Genomic DNA, 19,942 nt, shown 5'->3' on the forward strand with positions numbered 1-19,942 from the left:
GCAAAGCCGTTCAATTTATCCGATACCATTGACTTGAAATAAATTAAGATTTATACTTATTCTAAATTGATCTTTAATATGATTGTAAGTTTGTAATTAATATAATCTGCGTTGGTTAAGGGAGGTGCGGTATGAGAACTTTAAATTTAACTTCGCAGCGCCAAGCGGTATATGATGTGGTTCGTGAAGCTCACGATCATCCTACTGCGGCCGATGTTATGAATCGGTTGATGGAGCGCGGATATAATCTGGCCTATGGAACGGTATATAATTCACTGCGTTATTTGACGGATAAGGAATTAATCCGTGAATTGAAGCTGGGGGAAGCTGCGAGTCGCTATGACGGGCGGATGGACGATCATCAGCATATTATTTGTCAGGTATGCGGCCGAGTAGATGAAGTGATGAGTGAAGTCCCACATGATTGGATTGACACGGTTGCGCATGAAACGGGGTATAATATTGCCCATGCCCATGTCGTATTCGGAGGAGTGTGTAAGGAATGTCAAAGCAAGCGAATCAGATAACAAATCGTTTCAAAGTGGCTGACATGCCTAGACGGGTGAAGGGCAGTTGGACATCGATGTTAGCTGCTCCCTCTACACCTACGGTGCAGACCGTTCCTTCCAATGAGCCCTTGTATTGTCCAACTACACGTCGTATCATTCTGATCAGTTCGGTACCGGGTGTAGTTCACGGGTTGGTGCGTACGCTGTCAGATGCGTGTTTTGATGTGATGGTTTTCCATCGCTGGGAACCTGAAGTGCAGCGTCATCTGGGAAGCGATCTCTTGATTTACGATTTGACCGCTACCGAACCACAGAGTGAATTACTGGATATTCGCAATCGTCTTGAGGTAGAACACATGAAAGACACACCAGTTATGTACGTGGTTCAGGATCGGGTGTCTGTACATGCTCATGAGCTGCTTCCTTCAGAAGAGGTGCTGGTGTGGCCGCTGGCTTCCAATCATATGGTGCATGACATTGAACGGATGATTGTACGCCATCCTGCAACTTCCCGTCAGGCAGCGCAAGCCAGCCGTCGTACGGTGTTCAAGGACATCTGGATTGACCGAGATAAAATGCTGGTATATAAAGAAGAGAGTCAATTGAATCTGACTAAAACAGAATACGATTTGCTGCTGAAGCTGATTGATGCTCAAGGCAAAGTGATCTCCCGCGAGCAAATGATGCACGATATCTGGGAGACGGATTTTGTAGGCGGCAGCAACGTTGTAGATGTGCATGTCAAAAGTTTGCGCAAGAAGCTGGATGATCGGCCTGCAGAACCTGAATATATTGCAACCGTAAGAGGTGTAGGATACAGATTGGCAGATTGAACTGAAAGTTATGAATACCGATGAATTTCCGCCGGATGGAGACATTCGGCGGTTTGTATATGATTCCATGAAGAAACTGACATTAGGTGTGACGGTTGACTTTGTCAGGAGATATACACTACAATCGGTAGTGTGAGGTGCTTCTTATGAAACGACTGAATTTTAAAGCTGGCGAAACCGGGCTTAACCGATTTTTCGGACCTCTGGAAGCCAAAATTATGGATATTTTATGGTCCACTTCGGATCGGAGTATCAAAGAAGTGCAGACCGCGTTGGAGGGGGATCGGGACTTTAACTTCAATACGGTAATGACCGTGATGAACCGTTTAGTGGAAAAGGGAATACTGAGTAAGAGTATACGTGGGAGAACGTCTTTATATCGTCCAGTTTTAAGCAGGGAAGAATTCATGGATGAGCAATCCAAGGGACTGAGTCACGAATTGGTGGACGAATTTGGTCCGCTTGCTGTCAATCATATGATTGATGCTCTGGAGGTGGCCGATCCGAAGTTGATCGAACGTCTGGAACAAAAAATTAAACAATGGAAAAAGGATATGTAGCGATGTGGAAAACACGTTCTAAATTACTGTTTACAGCAGGCGCCTTGATTTCGGGTTTCGCCCTTATACAGATGGGTATGTACGCCGGACAGCATGTTTTCGGCTGGAAATTGAATTATAACGTGTTTCAAATTTGCAGAAGTTTGTTACAGCATTACGGAATCGGCTACATGGTGGATGCGCTCAGCGGGCTGGTTTTCGTTACCTTCGCTATCGCCGGAGGAGAAGCAGTCAGACAGTGTATGGCTACCAGGGCAGCTTTTCGCAGACTGCACCGAATGCGTGACCTGCCGCTGACCGAAGCACTGGGTGAGCGATATGGTGAACTCGGGACCGATCGGATATGGGTCATTGATTATGCCAAGCCAGCCGCCTTCACCATGGGATTATGGAAGCCACGTATTGTATTGTCCTCTGCACTATTGTCTGTACTGGACAAACACGAAGAAGAAGCTGTCATATACCATGAAGCCTATCATATGAAACATTATGATCCGTTGAAGACCTGGTTGCTGCAAGTATGTGCTAAACAGCTGTTTTACTTGCCGGTGCTACGTCACATTACCCATCATTATAAGACGGCCCGTGAAATTTTGGCTGATAACGAAGCGATTCATCGAGCGGGTTCACCAGTTGGGATTGGGAGCGCATTGCTCAAGCTTCTGAGTATGACGCCTGCCAATACTCGCCTGGTAAACTCCGCCGCTTGTTCCTCGTTTGCAGAAACGTCCATTAACTATCGTATCTCACGTATTTTAGACCCTCAGCAAGAACCTGTCATTCAAATGCCTTGGCGTTCGATTATGTTTTCCAGCTATGTGCTAGTGATGTTGACACTTATGTTTGCACTGGCGCTAATCTAAGTTTGGCAAGATGTTTCCTACAGGTGGCGCTTTTTGCGCTACCGATTCTCAATGTGTAGTACACTACAGTGTGTAGTTTATTGCAGAATTTTTATACAATTTAAAAGGAGATGAGCAAATGAATCAAACGCTTATGAATATTGGATTATTGTTGGTACGGATTTTTACAGGGGTTATTTTTATCGTTCACGGTGCACAAAAGTTTCAGGGACTAGACGGAACCTCCGGCTTCTTCCAAAGTATCGGACTCCCTGGCTGGATGGCTCCTGTGGTCGCTGCGGTTGAACTGGTTGGGGGTATTGCACTGGTTCTGGGAATCGGAACACGACTGGCTGGAGCGGCATTGACCATCGTTATGATCGGTGTATTGCTAACGGCTAAAAAAGGACAGCCTTTTGGCTCGATTGAATTTGATCTGCTGATTCTGTTCACCAGCCTTCAGCAAGCGCTTGTCGGTGGACGCTTTCTGGCAGTGGATCAGTTATTTGGCCGTAAAAAGGCTGAAAACATTAACGTACAGGTCTAAATGTTCATATAACCGCGTCCTTAGTCTTATAGGGCGCGTTTTTGTTTTTCCCCTTTGTGAAATTTCATTGTAAATCATTTGCTACTTTCAACCGATATAACTAACACGGAATGTAATTCAAATATATCGTTTTATGAGCAAAGGGGAAAAAACATGGGAACAACGCGAAAGAGAAAAACGATATGGACACTCAGGAACAAGCTAAGTTTAGGCTTTTTACTTGTTTTGCTGATTCCGAGCTTAAGTATTTCCATTGCGACCTATAAATCATCATATAATGCTATGGAAAAACAGCTCCACGGCAGTGCGAATCAGGGGGTAGCGACAGCTAACTCAATTATTGAATACGCAATCGCCAGTAAAATTAAAGATGCGAGTTATTTAGCGGAGCGTCTGGACGGCTCGATGATAGATGGTCGAAACAGCCCTTTGATTCAGCCGAAGCTGATCCAATACAAGGGTTTGCACGAAGATGCCACGGATATTTTTGTTGGTACACCGGAGGGGCTGATGATTCGGGGGGTGCCCAAGGAGGATGAAGGGACTTTTGATCCTCGCACACGCCCATGGTACATCGAAGCGATGAAGCAGCCCGGTAAGGTTGCAATTACGCCTGTTATCATTAATTCATCGGGTATTCCTGTTGTCGTAGTATCTCAGACGCTTTCCGACAAGTCCGGGGTTATCGGGATTTCTCTAAATCTGGAAAGTGTACGTAAACTGGCCTCCATCAAAGTGGGCCAGGAGGGGTATATCATTATTTTGGATCATACGAAGAAATTTGTAGTCCATCCTACGGCTAAACCGGGCTCATCTCCACAGGAGAAAGTGCTTGATACGTTGTATACTGCGCCGAGCGGGAACTTTAAATATATGCATGAAGGTCACGAAAAATATTTGACCTATGTAACGAATACGGATACTGGTTGGAAAATTGCGGGTACCTTCTATCAATCCGAGATTAGCGATGCCACGGCTGCCATGCGTTATGTAACCATTTTTGTGCTGGCTGGCTCATTGGTGATTGCGCTACTCGCGATTTTCCTGATCACCCGTTCTGTTCTGGTACCAATTCGTAAGCTGCAAAAATCAGCAGAACGAATCAGTGAAGGAGATTTGACGGGCGATTTGGAAACCGGAAAAACGGATGAGGTGGGCGAATTGTCTTCTCACTTCCAAACCATGGTCGACAGTTTGCGTACGATGATTCGAAGCGTACACGAAACGACAGATCGGGTAAGTTCTTCAGCGGAGGAGCTGGCTGCGGGTGCAGATCAGACAACCCAAGCGATTGAGCATGTCACCATTGCTATCCAGGAAGTAGCTGTGGGCAGCGAACGTCAGGTGCAGAGCGTTAAGCACGGTTCTGTAAATATGGAGGAGCTTGCTCAGCAAGCAGCGAACGTATCCGAGCGTATGGTGGGCGTATCTGAACATGTGAAGATGAACGCCGAGTCGGCTCAGGAAGGCAGTAAGGCTGCTACGCAGGCTGTACAGAAGATGCATGACATCGACGAGACCGTTAACGATCTCGGACAGGCCATGGACTCTCTCAATGAGCGTTCCGGTGAAATCGTGAATATTATCAGCGTTATATCCGGTATTGCCAAACAGACCAATCTGTTAGCTCTGAATGCGTCCATTGAGGCTGCACGCGCTGGGGATCATGGTAAGGGATTTGCCGTGGTCGCTACGGAGGTGCGTAAGCTGGCTGAGGAATCAGCGAAGTCGGCTACCTTGATCTCGGAGCGCATTGAAGCGATGCAGGTGGATATGAATCATGCTCTGGACGCTATGCATCGAGCGCGGACACGGGTGACAGAAGGCATTGATTCGGTAACCACGTCTGAGCAATCCTTTGCGGAAATCAGCCAGGCCGTGGAACGAGCTATGGGGCATATCAATGACATTACCGGAGTGACTCAGGAAATGGCACGGGGGACTGTAGGTGTCGTAGATATTATGAGCGATATTGCCCACATTTCGGACGAGGCAGCGAGCAACACCGAGTCGATCTCAGCGGCAGCTGAGCAACAGCTCGCTTCTATCGAGGAAATTGCTTCATCTACAGCGGATCTGAGCCAAATGGCAGAGGAATTGCGCCAACTGGTTGGACGTTTCCAGGTTGAAGGAAAGTCATAAAAATAATAAAAAGCGCCGGGATACAGGAGATTGTACTCTGTATCCAGGCGCTTTTTTAATGTTTTTAGCATGATTTTTGGTTTGCAGAGTTAGAAGTTAACGTTGGAAGGACTTGCGGCGGTCCAGACGGAAACGGACATCCCGTGAGTCGGAAGGACGCAGCGAACTTCTCTGAAACATATTGTTCAGAATCAGTGCGAAAATGACTAACACTGTCCCATATAGTTCAAAACGGCTAATAGCATAACCTTGGAAGTACATGAGTACCAGCGTGGTAATCGGTACAAAGTTAATAAATAGAATTCCGTTCAGTGGAGATAGCTTTCGGATTCCGGCATTCCAGCTAAGCAGGGCCGCTAACCCTGGAAGCAGGATCATAAAGCTCATTTCGTATTTAACTGACCACACAGCCTGCCAGTCCGGCACCACAATCCCGTTGAAAGCAGAGGCAAATGTGACGACTACGAAGGAGACGAGAGTTCCGAGCAGGCAGGTTAGGGTTGAATACCGAAGAGTAGACCATCCTGCAAAATGGCTGCCTCCCATGGAATATACGACCCATCCGACGACGCCTACGAAAATAAGCAGCAGCGGTAGCAAATGTTGTCCGGCAAGTGTGAAAAAGGTCCATTTTCCGTTCGTGATCACCAGTAAAGCCCCGGCCAGCGCAATCACCATGCTGATTAGTGTATATCTCGGAGGCATTTTACGGGTCATGACCCACACCATCGCAATAGAAATCATCGGCATTAGCACTTCCATTATAGAGGCAACCAGAGTGCCTGCTGCCCCCATCGCGTGCTGTCCCTGGAAAACGGCCATATTATAAATGGTGAATCCCATGGTCCCGAAGAATAACAACGTCTTGCCCTTGCCCTCAAAGCGAAATGCAGTCCTTCCCTCTTTGAGCCACAATAGTACGACTAAAATGAGTGTAACCGATAAATAGCGCAAAAATGAAAAGTACAGTGGATTGATGTGTTGTAATGCAATGTGCGAAACCGGAAACATCGCCCCCCAGGACATACTGGCGATTAGGCATAATAAAGATCCGGTCATGATTTGTCTGTTCATGGTGTGCAAAAGCTCCTCCTTGCCGGTCTCAGCGGACATATCTTATGGACAACATCATAAAGGATGGGAAGCTGTTGGTAAAATGATTGAAAATAAACATTATGATCATTTAAAATGATAATAAGTGACAAGGCGCGTCAATTTTGATGGCCCCTTACCCTTCACAATAAGGAGGAGCAGTAGTGGATCTGAACGATTTAAACATTTTCCAGACGGTGGCTGCGCATGGCAGTGTCAGCAAGGCCGCAGCCGAGCTTAGTTATGTCCAGTCCAATGTAACGGCCAGAATCAAGCTGCTCGAAAAGGAACTGCAAACACCTTTATTTAATAGACATAAGCGGGGAATGATCCTCAATGCCGAGGGCAAGCGTCTGCTGCAATATACGAAAAGCATTTTATCGCAATTTGAGGAAATGAAACATGCGTTTCAGAATACCTCTGCACCTTCGGGGGTACTGGAGATTGGCATTGTGGAGACTGTCATTGCCCTCCCGGCCATTTTACATGCTTACTATAGCAAGTACCCGGATGTCGAGTTGTCCCTCAAGGCTGGGGTTACAGAGTCTCTGGTGCAGGAGGTTGCAGAAATGCGGCTGGATGGAGCCTTTGTGACCGGGCCGGTCAAGCATCCGCTCATTGAACAGTTTGATGTATTTCAGGAAAAGCTGGTCCTTGTATCCCAAGGAGATGATTTTTCCGTTGAGGATCTCACGACTCGTCCGCTTCTCTTATATAAAAAAGGCTGCGGCTACCGGGGACGGCTGGAAACCTGGCTCAAAATGGAAGGAATTATTCCCAAACAGATTATGGAGTTTGGGACATTTGAGACGATTATCGGCAGTGTGGCGGCTGGTATTGGAATGACCGTATTTCCCGAATCTTCGATCAGCGGGCTGGTGTCTCAAGGCCTTGTGTGCGGTCATGCAATGCCTGAGCCGTACAATGAAGTAACAACGGTGTTTATCCGACGTAAGGAAGCCTTTGTTACCAGTACCTTGCAGTCTTTTATAAATGAGATTATCACTCAGACAGAGGCGTAGCTTTATCGCTTGGGCTCGGGTACAATGAGAGGGATTTGATCTCATTTTTCTTCCTGAAGGAGGGCTATTATGTTTACAATATATCCGGCTGCTTCCCGATTCAGCTTCGATAAGGGCTGGCTGCGGGGGAGTCACAGCTTTTCATTCGCGGAGTATCAGGATGAGAACAATACAGCGTTTGGTCCTATGCGTGTCTGTAATGACGATGTCATCACACCGGGACGGGGCTTTGGGGCGCATCCGCACAGTGATATAGAGATTGTTTCGATTGTGCTGTATGGGGAACTGCGTCATGAAGACAACCGTGGACATGTAGCAGTGACCCGTTTTGGAGGCATTCAGCGAATGTCAGCGGGCCACGGCATCATTCATACGGAGCACAACGCATCACAAACGGAGGATGTCAGTCTGCTGCAATTGTGGTTTAGCCCGCATACGAGAGGACTGAAACCGTCATATGAGGCCACAGCGTTCAATCCTGAGCGTCTGCACGGTCAGCTTCTGCCTGTCGTTGCCGGAAAACGTGTACCGGGCACAGAGGGTGAAATTGCTGCAATCAACCAGGATTTAACGATTTATTTAAGCAAGCTTCAGCCTGGAGAGCAAGTAGAATTCACACAGGCCGAGGGGCGACGCGTGTTCCTGTTCGTCATTGAAGGCTCACTGCGTGTGAACGGTGAACATATTCTGCAAGGGCGCGATTCAGCTCGTATTGAGCAGGAGCCAAAGCTAGCACTGGAAGCAGAGGAGTCTGCTTTTTATATGTTGATTGATTTGCCCTAAAAGGAGGTGCGCACATGGCGCAGCAGGAAACATGGCTGATCAAGCATGCCGTCACGGGACGTAGCTTTGCTGACAGCCGCAAGCAGGTTTTCGATTGCCGTTTGGAATCGGTGGACGGCGTGTTTCGCTTCACGCTTCAAGGGCTGCCGCGTGGGACGGCGGAGGCGATTGTGCGTTATAGCGGGGAGTTGAACGTATTTCGTTTTGTAACGCCGGTAGATGATGGACCCGTGGTGAAGCATTGGTATTACGTCACTCCGGAAAGCGTGGAATATCATGATCAGACAGATGAGCTTACGTTCAAAGCTGGTTCTGAGATTGAATACCATCCCGAGGAGTATTGGGGAGATTAATCATTCCTTTATCATAAATCTTCAGATATATAATGGATTTTTCGAAGGCCCTGCATCATTGCAGGGTCTTTTTGTTATCCGTTCAACATGTTGAGTTCATTGGATACATAATCCTTTGCAGGCTGGTACATCCTATAGGTCATATTATCTGTTCGGCTCATTCGTAAAGGGGGAATAACGATGAAGAAAGGGCGCTTTCCCAAGTTGCCGAAGCTACCGTGGAGCCGGAGAGCGATTCCAGCCGCAGACCGCAAGACACGAAATTCCAATGTGCCTAAAGGACTGCCTGAGTCTTCGTGGCTGGAACAGCCGCTGCGTAGCAATGTGGAAAACAATTTGATTGCTTTGCGTGACATTTTCAAGGATTGCTCTGATATCGTCTATCGAGAGCTCATGATTTCCCCTGAACGCAAAGGGTTGTTGGCTTATTTTGAAGGTACGGTAAAATCGGAGGATTTGCAGGATCATATCCTGCGGCCTGTCATTCTGGGCATGATGCTCAAGGACCCTGAAGTGAACGGCAAATTGGAGCCGCTGGATGAAACTCGTATCTCCATGTCCCAGACTAAAACGATGGACGAATGGAAGATGGTATCAGCAGCGATACTGGACGGCAATGCCGCCTTGTTCGTAGATGGTACGCCTCGTGCTTATATTTTTAGCGCCAAGGGAGGTGTCCGCCGTGGCGTGGAGGAACCTCAGACAGAAGCGGTTATTCGCGGGCCGCGTGAGGGCTTCACTGAGACCCTTCGCGTCAATACAGCACTGTTGCGTTTCAAGTTGAAGACCTCCAAGCTCAAGATGTACAGCATGACCATCGGAACAGAAACTCAAACGAGCGTCGTCCTTACCTATATTGAAGGGATCATAGATCCCAAACTGGTGGAGGATGTAAAAAAAAGGCTCAGCGATATTAAAATTGATGGTGTTTTGGAGACTGGATATATTGAGGAACTGATTGAGGACCATCCCTTTTCTCCGTTTCCGCAAATGGAATATACTGAACGCCCGGATACCGTCACTGCCCAATTACTGGAAGGACGTTTTGCCATTTTTGTTGACGGAACGCCTTTTGCCCTGATTGGGCCGGTCACGATGTGGCAGATGATGCAAGCAAGCGAGGATTATTACGAACGTTTTTTCATCAGTAATATGGTGCGCTGGATTCGTTTTCTTTTTCTCATCATGGCTCTCTTTCTGCCAGCAATATATGTAGCGGTTACGACCTATCATCATGATATGCTGCCGACGACACTCATATTGAGTATTGCAGCGGCTCGTGAATCCATCCCTTTTCCAGCACTGGTGGAGGCGTTAATGATGGAAATTTCTTTTGAGGCATTACGTGAAGCAGGGATTCGTCTCCCCAAAACGGTCGGTCAGGCAGTCAGTATCCTTGGCGCACTCGTTATTGGGCAGGCTGCAGTACAGGCAGGGATTGTATCGGCACCCATAGTCATTGTTGTGTCGCTCACAGGTATTGCTTCGTTTACCATTCCACGCTTTAACTTTGCCATCACGATTCGCCTGCTACGATTTCCAATCATGCTGATGGCGGGTTTATTCGGATTGTTTGGGATCATTATTGCGACAACGCTGATTGCTACGCATCTAACCAAGCTAACATCGTTTGGTGTCCCCTACATGAGCGGATATAGCCCGTACAACCATATGGATCAAAAGGATATCGTGGTCCGTGCACCTTGGTGGAAAATGACTAAACGTCCTTCCTGGATTGGTAAAGACAACAACAAACGAGCGAAGGAAAAGATGAATGGATCGCCTACAACCGAGGAGGGATGGTGATGAAGCCCAAATCCGATACGCAAAAAATACGTAAAGCGGCTGTGCTCTGTTGTCTGCTGCTTTGTTCTGTTCTTTTGGGAGGATGCTGGGATCGCCGTGAAGTGAACGATGTGGCCTTTGTGATGGGCACGGGTCTGGATAAAGAAGGCGATCAATACCGGGTAACGATGCAAATTGCTTTGCCCGGACAGCTCGGATCTTCGGGCAGTACAGGAGGAGGGGGAGGTACAAGCGGTACGAAATCTTACTACCTGGAGTCCAAAACAGGTCCAAGCTTCCGGGGAGCAAGCACCGAGGAACAGCGCGAGGTTTCACGAACACTGAATTACTCTCATCGACGGGTGCTGCTGTTCGGGGAGACGCTGGCACGGGAAGGGATTAGCAAAATGATGGATGTCATTGCACGTATTCCGCAGAACCGTCTGTCTTCCCTGGTTGTTATCACGAAGGGGTCAGCGATGGAAGTGCTTCAGGCAGATGCTCCGATTGAGCAATATCCAGCGGAAATGGTGCGTGAGCTTAACTTTTCCTATATGAAAAAACCTCGTTCCGTTAAACTGCTGATGAATTCCGTCCTGCTGGAAGGCATTGACCCGGTGGTGCCAGTAATGTCTCTGGTGAAGAATGGGCCCGCTAGTCTTAAAGACAAGAAGACGAATATTCAGATCGATGGATTGGCAGTCTTTCGACAAGACAGGTTAACAGGGATTATTGATAACCATCTCAGTCGGTTTCTGCTGTTGGGTATGGAGCAAGCCAAGGAGACAGAGATATTTATCCCCCCTCCCAAGGGTAAAGGTTACATATCTGTGCATCTCATCGAAAATAGAGTCCATATCAAGCCCTTTATTCGGGGGGATGAGATTCGAATGACCGTTCATATGAACTGCAATGGGAATGTGAAGGAGAATGAGACGAATTTCGATATTTCCAACGAGGAAAATTTGAAGTGGCTGGAGCAGCAGACAGCCGAGGAAATCAAGAGGGAGCTGGGAGAGGCTGTCCACGTGATTCAGCAAAAGTATCGTTCAGACGTACTTGGTTTGGGCCGGGCTATTATTACGAGTCACCCGGACGAATGGAAACGGATTAAACCTCAATGGGAGCAACTATATCCCAAGGTGGAGATCACCATAAATCCGGTCGTGCATATTGAGAATATTGGTGCGGTCACCAAACCATTCGGGGTCAAAAAGGAGCAAATCCAGAATGAATAAAGTATTTCTGTTACCTTTGGTGCTGGCTATGCTCTTCATGTATCTGATTGACCGTAAAAATATTAACAATGCACCAGCCATCAATCGTTGGGTCTCTCGAGTATTGTATGTTATTAGCATTGGTATCTGGATTTACGGAACATCAACGAAGAGCACCGTTTATGTGGCTACATGGCTGACCCGTTTTATTGACATGTGGCTCCCCCCTACGTTGTAAATCGTGTAATGGATGCCTGCGGGCAAAAAGGAGGATGTACCTGCATGAAACAGTTCACAACCAGACAAATTGTGCTGCTTGGTGTATTGATGGAGGTCGGTATTACCCTTATACATGCTCCCGCGCAGGCAGCGGATCACGCGAATCAACATGCCTACTGGACCTGTATAATTGCTGCTATCGTGCTATGCTTGCCGATCTGGGCGATGTTGAGACTCAAGCGACGTTTTCCTGATCAGGAATTGATGCAGGCGATGGTGAGCTCTCATCCTGTGTTGGGACGTGTGCTGCTTGCAATCTACCTTATTTTATTCCTGATCATTTTTACGCGAGATTTGAGAATTATTACGGATCTGGTGGAGGTGGTGCTTTTGCCGCTGACTCCGATTGTGGTCACTTCTCTTATTGTGCTGTTAACTCTGGTATTTATGGCTAAAGGCGGAATAAGCACCATCGTCAATATGGCGGAGATTTTTGTACCGTTGTTGATTCTGACATTGCTGACCATGCCGCTTTTTTTCGGGCGTAATATGGACTTCTCGGTACTGAGACCTTATTTACATCCGGAAGTAGATGGAGTGATTAAGGGCAGCTGGCGCATGCTGGGATATATGGCTGATATCCTGATGGTTCCCTTTGTGATTTCTGGGAAGAGCTATAATGGGCGTAGTGCGTGGTATGGGCATTTGCTCGGAACCGCATTTCTGACCATGCTGGTGTTGCTGTCGGAGTTGGTTATTGGTGTTCCTATCTTTTCACGGCTGTTTTATCCATCATATGAATTAGTGCGTCAATTGCAGCTGACGGACTTTCTAGATCGGTTCGACTTGTTCGTGGCAGCACTGACCGTACCCACCTTTCTTACGAAGATCGGAATTGATCTGTACGTTACCAGTTTGGCGGTAAAGCGTATGTTCTCCCATGCCTGGGGGAGTCTGATGGTTTGGCCCGTAGGTTTGTTAGGTTATGTCTGTTCGTTTATGCTGTTCTCCAACATCGTGCAAGTTTTTGATTTCAGCCGGGAGTGGACCGCGGTGATGATCATTTTTTTTGTACTTATGCCCTTGGTACTATGGATGTTGCTCCGACCCAAATCTAAAGGGAAAGGCGGAGATGATAAGGCATCTAACGGAGAGCGGGATAGCAGTAGTCAGAAAAGCCGGCAGGGAGACAGAACAGGACACACCCACTTATAAGATTCCTGTATTCATCGAAAAAGTAATTCTTATTTGTCTTTTACCCCTCTGATTGTATACTTGGTAGAAAGAAATACGACTTCTACTAGGGAGGAAACAGAATGGCACAACGCATGGCAGGTAAGAGAGTCGCTCTTGCTGGTCCCCGTAAAGCAGACGAAATGGCGCTGCTAGTTGTGAAGATGGGAGGGGAGCCAGTACATCGTCCGGCCCAGGGCACTGTTTTTCTAGATGATATCGAGCTGCGCAACGCTGTTGTATCGTGGGTAAAGAACCCTCCGGACTGGTACATCTTCACGACAGGCATGGGGCTGGATGCCCTGTTCGATATGGCAGAGGATATGGGCGTGGCTGAGCAGATTATAGAGTTGCTGCAATCCTCCAACATTGCAGCGCGGGGCTACAAGACGGTCAATGGACTCAAAAAGCGTGGCTTTACGCCAACAGTACGAGACGAGGACGGAAGTTTGATCGGATTGACAGGAGCTTTCGCCCCATACGATCTGAAGGGGAAGGAAGTGCTGTTGCAGCTGCATGGCGATCCAGCCCCACGGTTGGTAAAATGGCTGGACGAGCAGGGGGCAGTGACCCGCCAGGTACTTCCTTATAAGCATATCCCACCCGAGGAAGCAAAATTGCAGGCGTTACTGGAGGATGTTATCCATCGTAATGTTGATGCCGTTACATTCACGAGTGGTCCGCAAATTCGATTTTTGGCCCAATATGCCAGAGAGCAAAATCGAATTGAGGATTTACTGGAAGCTTTTCGTGAGGATGTGATTGCTGTATCCGTAGGGAAGGTGACTGCACAGTCCATTGTGGAAGAAGGGATTGATCGAGTCGTGTTTCCAACCGAAGAGCGCATGGGCGCGATGATGGTGGAGCTGGGCAAATATTTTGAACATAACGATTCGGTGCATGGCTGTGGTCTGAAGATCATGAATGGTCATTGAAATGAGATCAAAATTATAAATGCAGATGCTAAAAAATGAACTTATATTTCGGGATACAGAGTAAAATAAAGATAAGGGCCTACGAGGTCTTTATCTTTTTTTGTTGGACATGCATCGACAAAGATTTTTGTTATAGCGAAAATGTTTATCTAATATAATGAATAAGTTTCGATGCTACTTAGGACAGGAGCTGAGACGTTAATGAATTCTATTTGCGTATTTGCCGGGTCCAGACCTGGACATTCATCGGTATATGTTGAGGCAGCAGGCAAACTGGGAGAAGCCATGGCTCGCCATCATATCCGTCTGATCTATGGCGGCTCTAGCAGGGGGCTAATGGGAGAGGTGGCAGATGGAATGCTGGCGGGTGACGGTCAGGTCACTGGCATTATGCCCACCCTGTTATTTGATGCAGAGATCATTCATCGGGGAGTTACCGAATTTATTGAGGTAGCAAGCATGCATGAGCGTAAAGCGGCAATGAGCGAGATGGCCGATGCTTTTATTGCCCTTCCGGGTGGTTTGGGAACCTTTGAAGAGCTGTTCGAGGTACTATGCTGGGCGCAAATCGGCATTCATCGCAAGCCCATTGGGCTGCTGAATGTGAATGGATATTTTGACCCGTTAGTAGAAATGGTGCGTCATAGTGTGCAAGAGGGGTTTACCGGGAGTGAGCATCCAGCGCTACTGAGCATCTCCGCAGACCCGGACGAATTGCTACATATGTTAAAAAATAAAGCACAGAACTTGAAATAAAGCTTTTTTCGTGCTTGCACAACTGATTGAGGCAAGGTTATGATAAGACCCATAATCAAATAGCGGACAGACAAGGTGCCTTTGCGGTTGAGCAAAGGGTAACAGGGAATCGGGTGCAAATCCCGAGCGGTCCCGCCACTGTAAGGAAGAGGATTTTTTTAATTGGTCACTCGTGAAAAACGGGGAAGACGAAAGAATCCGTTGATGCCAAGCCAGGAGACCTACCTTGATCTGTATGCACCGTTAACCTTCGCGGAGAGGATGGGTGTACGAAATCAGGAAATCAGGCACACGTTGCTTTTTCCATGTTGGCTAGAGGTTTGCGTGGATATGAACGTGCAGCAGCGTTTGAAGCGTAAACAGACAGATGGAAAACAACGGCAGGCTGGAGGAAGACAAATCGTGTCTTCTTACGCTGTTTGTTCGTCTGATGAGAGATACGTACATAGAAACCCCATCCGGGCAGGATGGGGTTTTTTTAAGTTACACGATGTGCATAAATCATTGAAATAGATAGGATAGCTGCCCTGAAAAGGATGAATAGGAGGAGTACGATGAGCCCATTAGGAAAATTGTTGGTGATTGGATTTGGACCAGGAGATATGGAACATATCACAAAACGGGCGCTGGATGCGCTGGACGAAAGTGAGGTCATTATCGGCTACAATACCTACGTTGATTTGATCCGTCCGCTGTTGAACGGACAGGAGATTGTACGCACAGGGATGACAGAGGAAGTGAGCCGTGCGCAGGAGGCGGTTCGCCAAGCAGAGATGGGCAAGAAGGTAGCTGTCATTTCCAGTGGAGATGCGGGAGTCTATGGTATGGCAGGGCTGGTGTACGAAGTGCTGATGCAAAAAGGCTGGCGACGCGAGGACGGAGTTGAAGTAGAAGTCGTGCCGGGGATCTCGGCTATTCAGTCCTGTGCTTCACTGTTGGGGGCGCCAGTGATGCATGATGCGTGCACAATTAGTCTGAGTGATCATCTGACCCCATGGGAAACGATTGTGAAGCGCGTAGAAGCAGCGGCTTCGGCCGATTTTGTGATTGCATTATATAATCCGCGCAGTGGCCGGCGTACCCGCCAGATTGTGGAGACGCAGTCCATTTTGCTGCGTTACCGCGATCCGCAAACTCCGGTTGGGCTGGTGAAGAGTGCTTATCGTGAACGTCAGCAAGTTATTGTAACGACGCTGGAAGATATGCTGAACCACGACATCGGGATGCTGACGACTGTAATCATCGGCAATTCCTCGACGACGGTGTATGACGGCTTGATCGTGACTCCGCGCGGATATCAGCGCAAATACACGCTGGATGCGACCGAGCAGGCGCTCAAGCCACATCAGCGTCTCCGCACAGAAGCGGAGCCGTGGTCGCTGGATGCGTCGCAGGCTGGAGCAGCTCCAGCCGTGAATGGACCCTCCGCGAGCGGCGCTGCGGTTGCCACGCAGGCACGCCCGCAAGCGATGGCTGCTGTGCAGGCAACAACTGCTGTGCAAACCGGCACGGCCCCGGCATCGCTGGCGGCAGAGGCGCTAAGCCGCCTCGCTGTCGGCGGCAAGCTGCCTGGCGAAGCCAACGCTCGCTGGAGCGGGCAAGCGCCTACCGCCAAGAGCACCGCCGGAACGTCGGCGGTGGCCGGAGCAGGGGCCGCGGCCGGGATGGCGACAGGCGGCTTTGGCAAGCCTGCGCTGTTTGAGGTGGGTGTTTCCCCGGGTGTGGGAAACAAGAAATTCACCGCTCGCCAGATGGCGCTGCTCGCCGAGGTAGCGGGTGATGATGGCGAGCTGGAATACACGCCGGATCATCAGATCGTGCTGCGCGTGCCGTGTGCAGACCCCGAGGAACTGGTCGGGCGGCTGCGGGATGAACGATTCATTGTCATGCCGATTGGCGATGTGTTTAAGGTGAAGGCGTGCGACTTCTGCAATATGGAGAAGGATGACTCGGTGCCTGTGGCTGAGCATTTACAGGTTGTACTTGGCGGATTACAGGCACCCAAGGAAACGAGCATTGCTTTGAACGGATGCGGTATGGCCTGCTATGGAGCCGTACTAGAGGATATCGGAATCGTCTATCGCAAGGGTGGGTACGATCTCTTCCTCGGTGGCAAAAAATTCGGCCGCAATGCTCATGCCGCTCAGCCTGTAGCGGAAGGAATTCCGGGTGATCAGATTACGGACATCGTGGAGCATGTCATCGCTGAATATAAGGAAAAAGGACATCCGAATGAGCGCTTTCATAAATTTTTTAAGCGTGTAGGTGTCGTTGCGGGGTTCCGGCATGAAGATGCACCAGTAACGGTAGAAGTGAATGCGGTTTGTGGTGATTAATGGACTGAAGGCCTGATGAACGGGATACAAGCATATATATAAAATAGGGCGTCATGCAGGCTATCCCTATTAAAGAGGAGGAAACAACAGCAGTGGATGCAATATTGTTGGTTGGACATGGAAGTCGGGACCCGGAGGGGAACCAGGAACTGCTGGAATTTGCACAGGCAGTGGCAGATCGGGTACCGGATATGTGCGTGGAAACCTGTTTCTTGGAGCTGGCACGTCCCAGCATTGCTGATGGGATGCAAACTTGTGTGGAGAAAGGGGCGACGCGTGTCGTTCTTATTCCGATTATTTTGTTCGCAGCGATACATGCCAAAATTGATATTCCGATGGCTATTGACCGGGCAAAGGCGAAATATCCGCAGGTGGAATTTGTATACGGACGTCCGATTGGTGTTCACGAGAAAATCGTCAGCATTCTGCTAAGCCGCTTGAAAGAGGCCCAGCCGGTTGCAGTTCCAGCGGGGATGATTAGCGCTGTCGAGGCATCTGTCGAGGTACCTGACGAGGAAACGGCGGTACTTGTATTAGGACGCGGAAGTAGCGATCCAGATGCGAACAGTGACTTTTTCAAAATCACCCGTATGCTGTGGGAGAAGCTTTCTTATACATGGGTAGAGAGCAGCTTTATCGGTGTGACGCAGCCTTCCTTTCCCGATGGATTGGAGCGTTGTGTACGATTGGGGGCCAAAAAGATTATCGTGCTTCCCTATTTTCTGTTCACGGGTGTGCTGATTAAACGCATCGGAGAAATGACCCAGGAATTTGCCGAGGCTCACCCTGCATTACAAGTGGAGATGGGCGGATATTTTGGTTTCCATCCCCAATTGGTTGAACTGGTGCTGGAGCGAGCTAAGGAAGGTTTGTTCGGCAAGGTTACGGCCAATTGTGATAACTGCCAGTTCCGTCTGGAGGCGCAGGAGCACCACCATCATCACCACGATCATGACCACGATCATGACCATGACCACGATCATCATCATGAACATGAACATCACCACCATCATGCACATGAGCACGACCATCATGATCACCATACACACAGCCACGATCACACTCATGAGCATGTCCATGCTCACAGCCATGATGACCATGATCACCATCACGAGCATTCACATACGCCATCTGTAGTGAATGGAAGCGGGCAGGTGAAGGGCTCATGATATTCATGCTATGCGGAACGAGCGACGCTCGGGAATTGGCGCTGCAAATCCGTGACAATGGCTTCAACGTATTGACCTCAGTCGTAACCGAAAGCGCGGCAGCCAGCTTGTCTGAAGCGGGACTAGACGTACGTACAGGCCGAATGACAGCCGATGAAATGGCTGCAATGATTCGGGAGCTTGGAATACAGGCGGTTGTTGATGCCAGTCATCCTTTTGCAGAAGAAGCACATGCGAATGCGATGACAGCCGCTCGCGAGTCCGGGGTTCCTTATATTCGCTATGAGCGGACAGGACTTGTATATGACAATCATCCGTTGCTCCACATCGTGTCTTCCTATGAAGAGGCCGCATTACAAGCGAAGCAACTCAAAGGTTCTGTAATGCTTACGACAGGCAGTAAGACGCTCGGCACGTTCACCAAGCATTTACTCGGAGATCCGGAGATTCGTCTGGTTATACGCATGCTGCCGCGCCTGGACAATATGGAGAAATGCGGCGAACTGGGCATGGAGCAAAAAAATATTATTGCCATGCAGGGACCCTTTTCCCGCGAGATGAACGAAGCATTGTACAAGCACTATGGCACGACCGTGATGGTCACCAAGGAAAGCGGAAGCACGGGAGCAGTGGATGAAAAGGTTCAATCTGCATTGGAGCTGGGGATTCACGTACTTTTGATTTCCAGGCCGGAAGTGGAATTTGGCACAGTATTTGATCATTTCGACGGAGTCATCAACGCACTGCGTACAGCAAAAGAGAAAACTTCAATTTGAGTTGAGCCTTACCCCTGCGAGTCCAGTTCATCAGGAACGACTTCTGGCATGTATTTAAAATATAGTCATCTTAAAACAGGTGTTTTTTAGAGGTATCCATGATTTAGTAGCAATGAATTGTCATTTTCCTAAACTATTTTCTAATTTTCCATAAGGGAGTGGTCTACCATGGATTTCAAAACAGAATTTAAACCGCTAACGGTACAGCCGCAGGAGATTGAAGGCAAAAGCTTCGAGATGATCACAGAAGAATTGGGAGAGCATCCTTTTACAGCAGAGCAATATCCCGTTGTACAGCGTGTCATTCATGCATCTGCTGATTTTGAGCTGGGCCGCAGCATGGTGTTTCATCCAAAAGCGATTGAAGCCGGGATTGCAGCTATTCGCGCAGGACAGCAGGTAGTGGCGGACGTGCAAATGATTCAAGCGGGGCTGAGTAAGGATCGTATCCGTCAATTTGGCGGGGATGTGCATGTGTACATATCTGACCCTGACGTCATGGAAGAAGCGAAAAGGCTGAATACGACACGCGCCATTATTTCGATGCGCAAAGCGATTCAGGCGAGCGAAGGTGGTATCTATGCGATTGGTAATGCGCCGACAGCGTTGCTGGAGCTGATTCGTCTGGTGAAAGAAGGAGCGGCCAAGCCCGGACTGGTGATTGGCATGCCCGTAGGCTTCGTATCGGCGGCAGAATCCAAGGACGAGCTGCGCAAGCTGGATATTCCGTTCATTACGAATATTGGACGCAAGGGCGGCAGTACAATTGTCGTAGCAGCATTGAATGCGATCTCCTTAATGGCTGTCCGCTAGATGCGGTTGTCCGTTTGCTG

20 protein-coding genes and 1 riboswitch are annotated in these 19,942 nt (G+C 48.6%); of the genes, 19 read left to right on the forward strand and 1 reads right to left on the reverse strand.

Annotated elements, in window-relative coordinates; translation table 11 throughout:
* Nucleotides 1–131: 131 nt before the first annotated feature.
* The 6 genes from JOD82_RS04395 (at nt 132) to JOD82_RS04420 (ending at nt 5,433) form a co-directional block, all read left to right on the forward strand.
* The gene (locus JOD82_RS04395; RefSeq protein ID WP_023990809.1) at nt 132–527 is read left to right on the forward strand and encodes a Fur family transcriptional regulator; all 396 of its coding nucleotides are present in this window, start codon (nt 132–134) and stop codon (nt 525–527) included.
* Nucleotides 503–1,342, forward strand: coding sequence for a response regulator transcription factor (locus tag JOD82_RS04400; RefSeq protein ID WP_025720336.1), 840 nt, complete (start codon nt 503–505; stop codon nt 1,340–1,342). Before JOD82_RS04395 ends, JOD82_RS04400 begins: the two co-directional genes overlap by 25 nt.
* Before the next feature lie 146 nt (nt 1,343–1,488).
* Entirely contained in the window at nt 1,489–1,902 is a 414-nt protein-coding gene (locus JOD82_RS04405) for a BlaI/MecI/CopY family transcriptional regulator (RefSeq protein WP_013312429.1), read from the forward strand.
* A 2-nt stretch (nt 1,903–1,904) separates the two neighbouring features.
* A complete protein-coding gene (locus JOD82_RS04410; RefSeq protein ID WP_029518605.1) occupies nt 1,905–2,765 on the forward strand; it encodes a M56 family metallopeptidase in 861 nt (286 codons plus the stop codon).
* Nucleotides 2,766–2,883: 118 nt separating this feature from the next.
* A complete protein-coding gene (locus JOD82_RS04415) occupies nt 2,884–3,291 on the forward strand; it encodes a DoxX family protein (protein ID WP_029518604.1) in 408 nt (135 codons plus the stop codon).
* Between the two features lie 153 nt (nt 3,292–3,444).
* Entirely contained in the window at nt 3,445–5,433 is a 1,989-nt protein-coding gene (locus tag JOD82_RS04420; RefSeq protein ID WP_209947731.1) for a methyl-accepting chemotaxis protein, read from the forward strand.
* 96 nt (nt 5,434–5,529) lie between these two features.
* Here the strand turns inward: JOD82_RS04420 and JOD82_RS04425 are convergent, their stop codons facing one another.
* Nucleotides 5,530–6,507: a DMT family transporter gene (locus tag JOD82_RS04425; protein WP_245248900.1), complete on the reverse strand. Its 978-nt coding sequence runs from the start codon at nt 6,505–6,507 to the stop codon at nt 5,530–5,532.
* A 182-nt stretch (nt 6,508–6,689) separates the two neighbouring features.
* Between JOD82_RS04425 and JOD82_RS04430 the strand changes: the two genes are divergently transcribed.
* The 13 genes from JOD82_RS04430 to JOD82_RS04490 all read left to right on the forward strand — a co-directional run bounded on the left by JOD82_RS04430 (nt 6,690) and on the right by JOD82_RS04490 (nt 19,922).
* The gene (locus tag JOD82_RS04430; RefSeq protein ID WP_209947734.1) at nt 6,690–7,547 is read left to right on the forward strand and encodes a LysR family transcriptional regulator; all 858 of its coding nucleotides are present in this window, start codon (nt 6,690–6,692) and stop codon (nt 7,545–7,547) included.
* Between the two features lie 69 nt (nt 7,548–7,616).
* On the forward strand, nt 7,617–8,330 hold the full coding sequence (locus tag JOD82_RS04435; protein ID WP_209947736.1) for a pirin family protein: 714 nt from the start codon (nt 7,617–7,619) through the stop codon (nt 8,328–8,330).
* A 14-nt stretch (nt 8,331–8,344) separates the two neighbouring features.
* Nucleotides 8,345–8,683 carry a hypothetical protein gene (locus tag JOD82_RS04440; RefSeq protein ID WP_069012102.1) on the forward strand — a complete coding sequence of 113 codons (339 nt, stop codon included), beginning with the start codon at nt 8,345–8,347 and terminating at the stop codon, nt 8,681–8,683.
* Between the two features lie 180 nt (nt 8,684–8,863).
* Entirely contained in the window at nt 8,864–10,489 is a 1,626-nt protein-coding gene (locus tag JOD82_RS04445) for a spore germination protein (protein ID WP_209947738.1), read from the forward strand.
* A complete protein-coding gene (locus tag JOD82_RS04450; RefSeq protein WP_209947740.1) occupies nt 10,489–11,706 on the forward strand; it encodes a Ger(x)C family spore germination protein in 1,218 nt (405 codons plus the stop codon). Before JOD82_RS04445 ends, JOD82_RS04450 begins: the two co-directional genes overlap by 1 nt.
* The gene (locus JOD82_RS04455; protein WP_029518596.1) at nt 11,699–11,923 is read left to right on the forward strand and encodes a hypothetical protein; all 225 of its coding nucleotides are present in this window, start codon (nt 11,699–11,701) and stop codon (nt 11,921–11,923) included. Before JOD82_RS04450 ends, JOD82_RS04455 begins: the two co-directional genes overlap by 8 nt.
* A 44-nt stretch (nt 11,924–11,967) precedes the next feature.
* Nucleotides 11,968–13,119 (forward strand): GerAB/ArcD/ProY family transporter, encoded by a 1,152-nt coding sequence (locus JOD82_RS04460; protein ID WP_209947742.1) that lies wholly within the window; start codon nt 11,968–11,970, stop codon nt 13,117–13,119.
* 101 nt (nt 13,120–13,220) lie between these two features.
* Nucleotides 13,221–14,072 carry a uroporphyrinogen-III synthase gene (locus JOD82_RS04465; protein ID WP_209947743.1) on the forward strand — a complete coding sequence of 284 codons (852 nt, stop codon included), beginning with the start codon at nt 13,221–13,223 and terminating at the stop codon, nt 14,070–14,072.
* A 201-nt stretch (nt 14,073–14,273) separates the two neighbouring features.
* Nucleotides 14,274–14,828, forward strand: coding sequence for an LOG family protein (locus JOD82_RS04470; RefSeq protein WP_209947745.1), 555 nt, complete (start codon nt 14,274–14,276; stop codon nt 14,826–14,828).
* Between the two features lie 57 nt (nt 14,829–14,885).
* A riboswitch (cobalamin riboswitch) is annotated at nt 14,886–15,071 on the forward strand.
* A 311-nt stretch (nt 15,072–15,382) separates the two neighbouring features.
* A complete protein-coding gene (cobJ, locus tag JOD82_RS04475; protein ID WP_209947747.1) occupies nt 15,383–17,164 on the forward strand; it encodes a precorrin-3B C(17)-methyltransferase in 1,782 nt (593 codons plus the stop codon).
* A gap of 92 nt (nt 17,165–17,256) precedes the next feature.
* A complete protein-coding gene (locus JOD82_RS04480; protein WP_209947749.1) occupies nt 17,257–18,333 on the forward strand; it encodes a sirohydrochlorin chelatase in 1,077 nt (358 codons plus the stop codon).
* Nucleotides 18,330–19,109 carry a precorrin-6A reductase gene (gene cobK / locus JOD82_RS04485; RefSeq protein ID WP_209947751.1) on the forward strand — a complete coding sequence of 260 codons (780 nt, stop codon included), beginning with the start codon at nt 18,330–18,332 and terminating at the stop codon, nt 19,107–19,109. Before JOD82_RS04480 ends, cobK begins: the two co-directional genes overlap by 4 nt.
* 168 nt (nt 19,110–19,277) lie before the next feature.
* Entirely contained in the window at nt 19,278–19,922 is a 645-nt protein-coding gene (locus JOD82_RS04490) for a precorrin-8X methylmutase (RefSeq protein ID WP_069012857.1), read from the forward strand.
* Nucleotides 19,923–19,942 lie beyond the last annotated feature (20 nt).

The organism is Paenibacillus sp. 1182 (assembly GCF_017833915.1).
Classification (GTDB): domain Bacteria; phylum Bacillota; class Bacilli; order Paenibacillales; family Paenibacillaceae; genus Paenibacillus; species Paenibacillus polymyxa_D.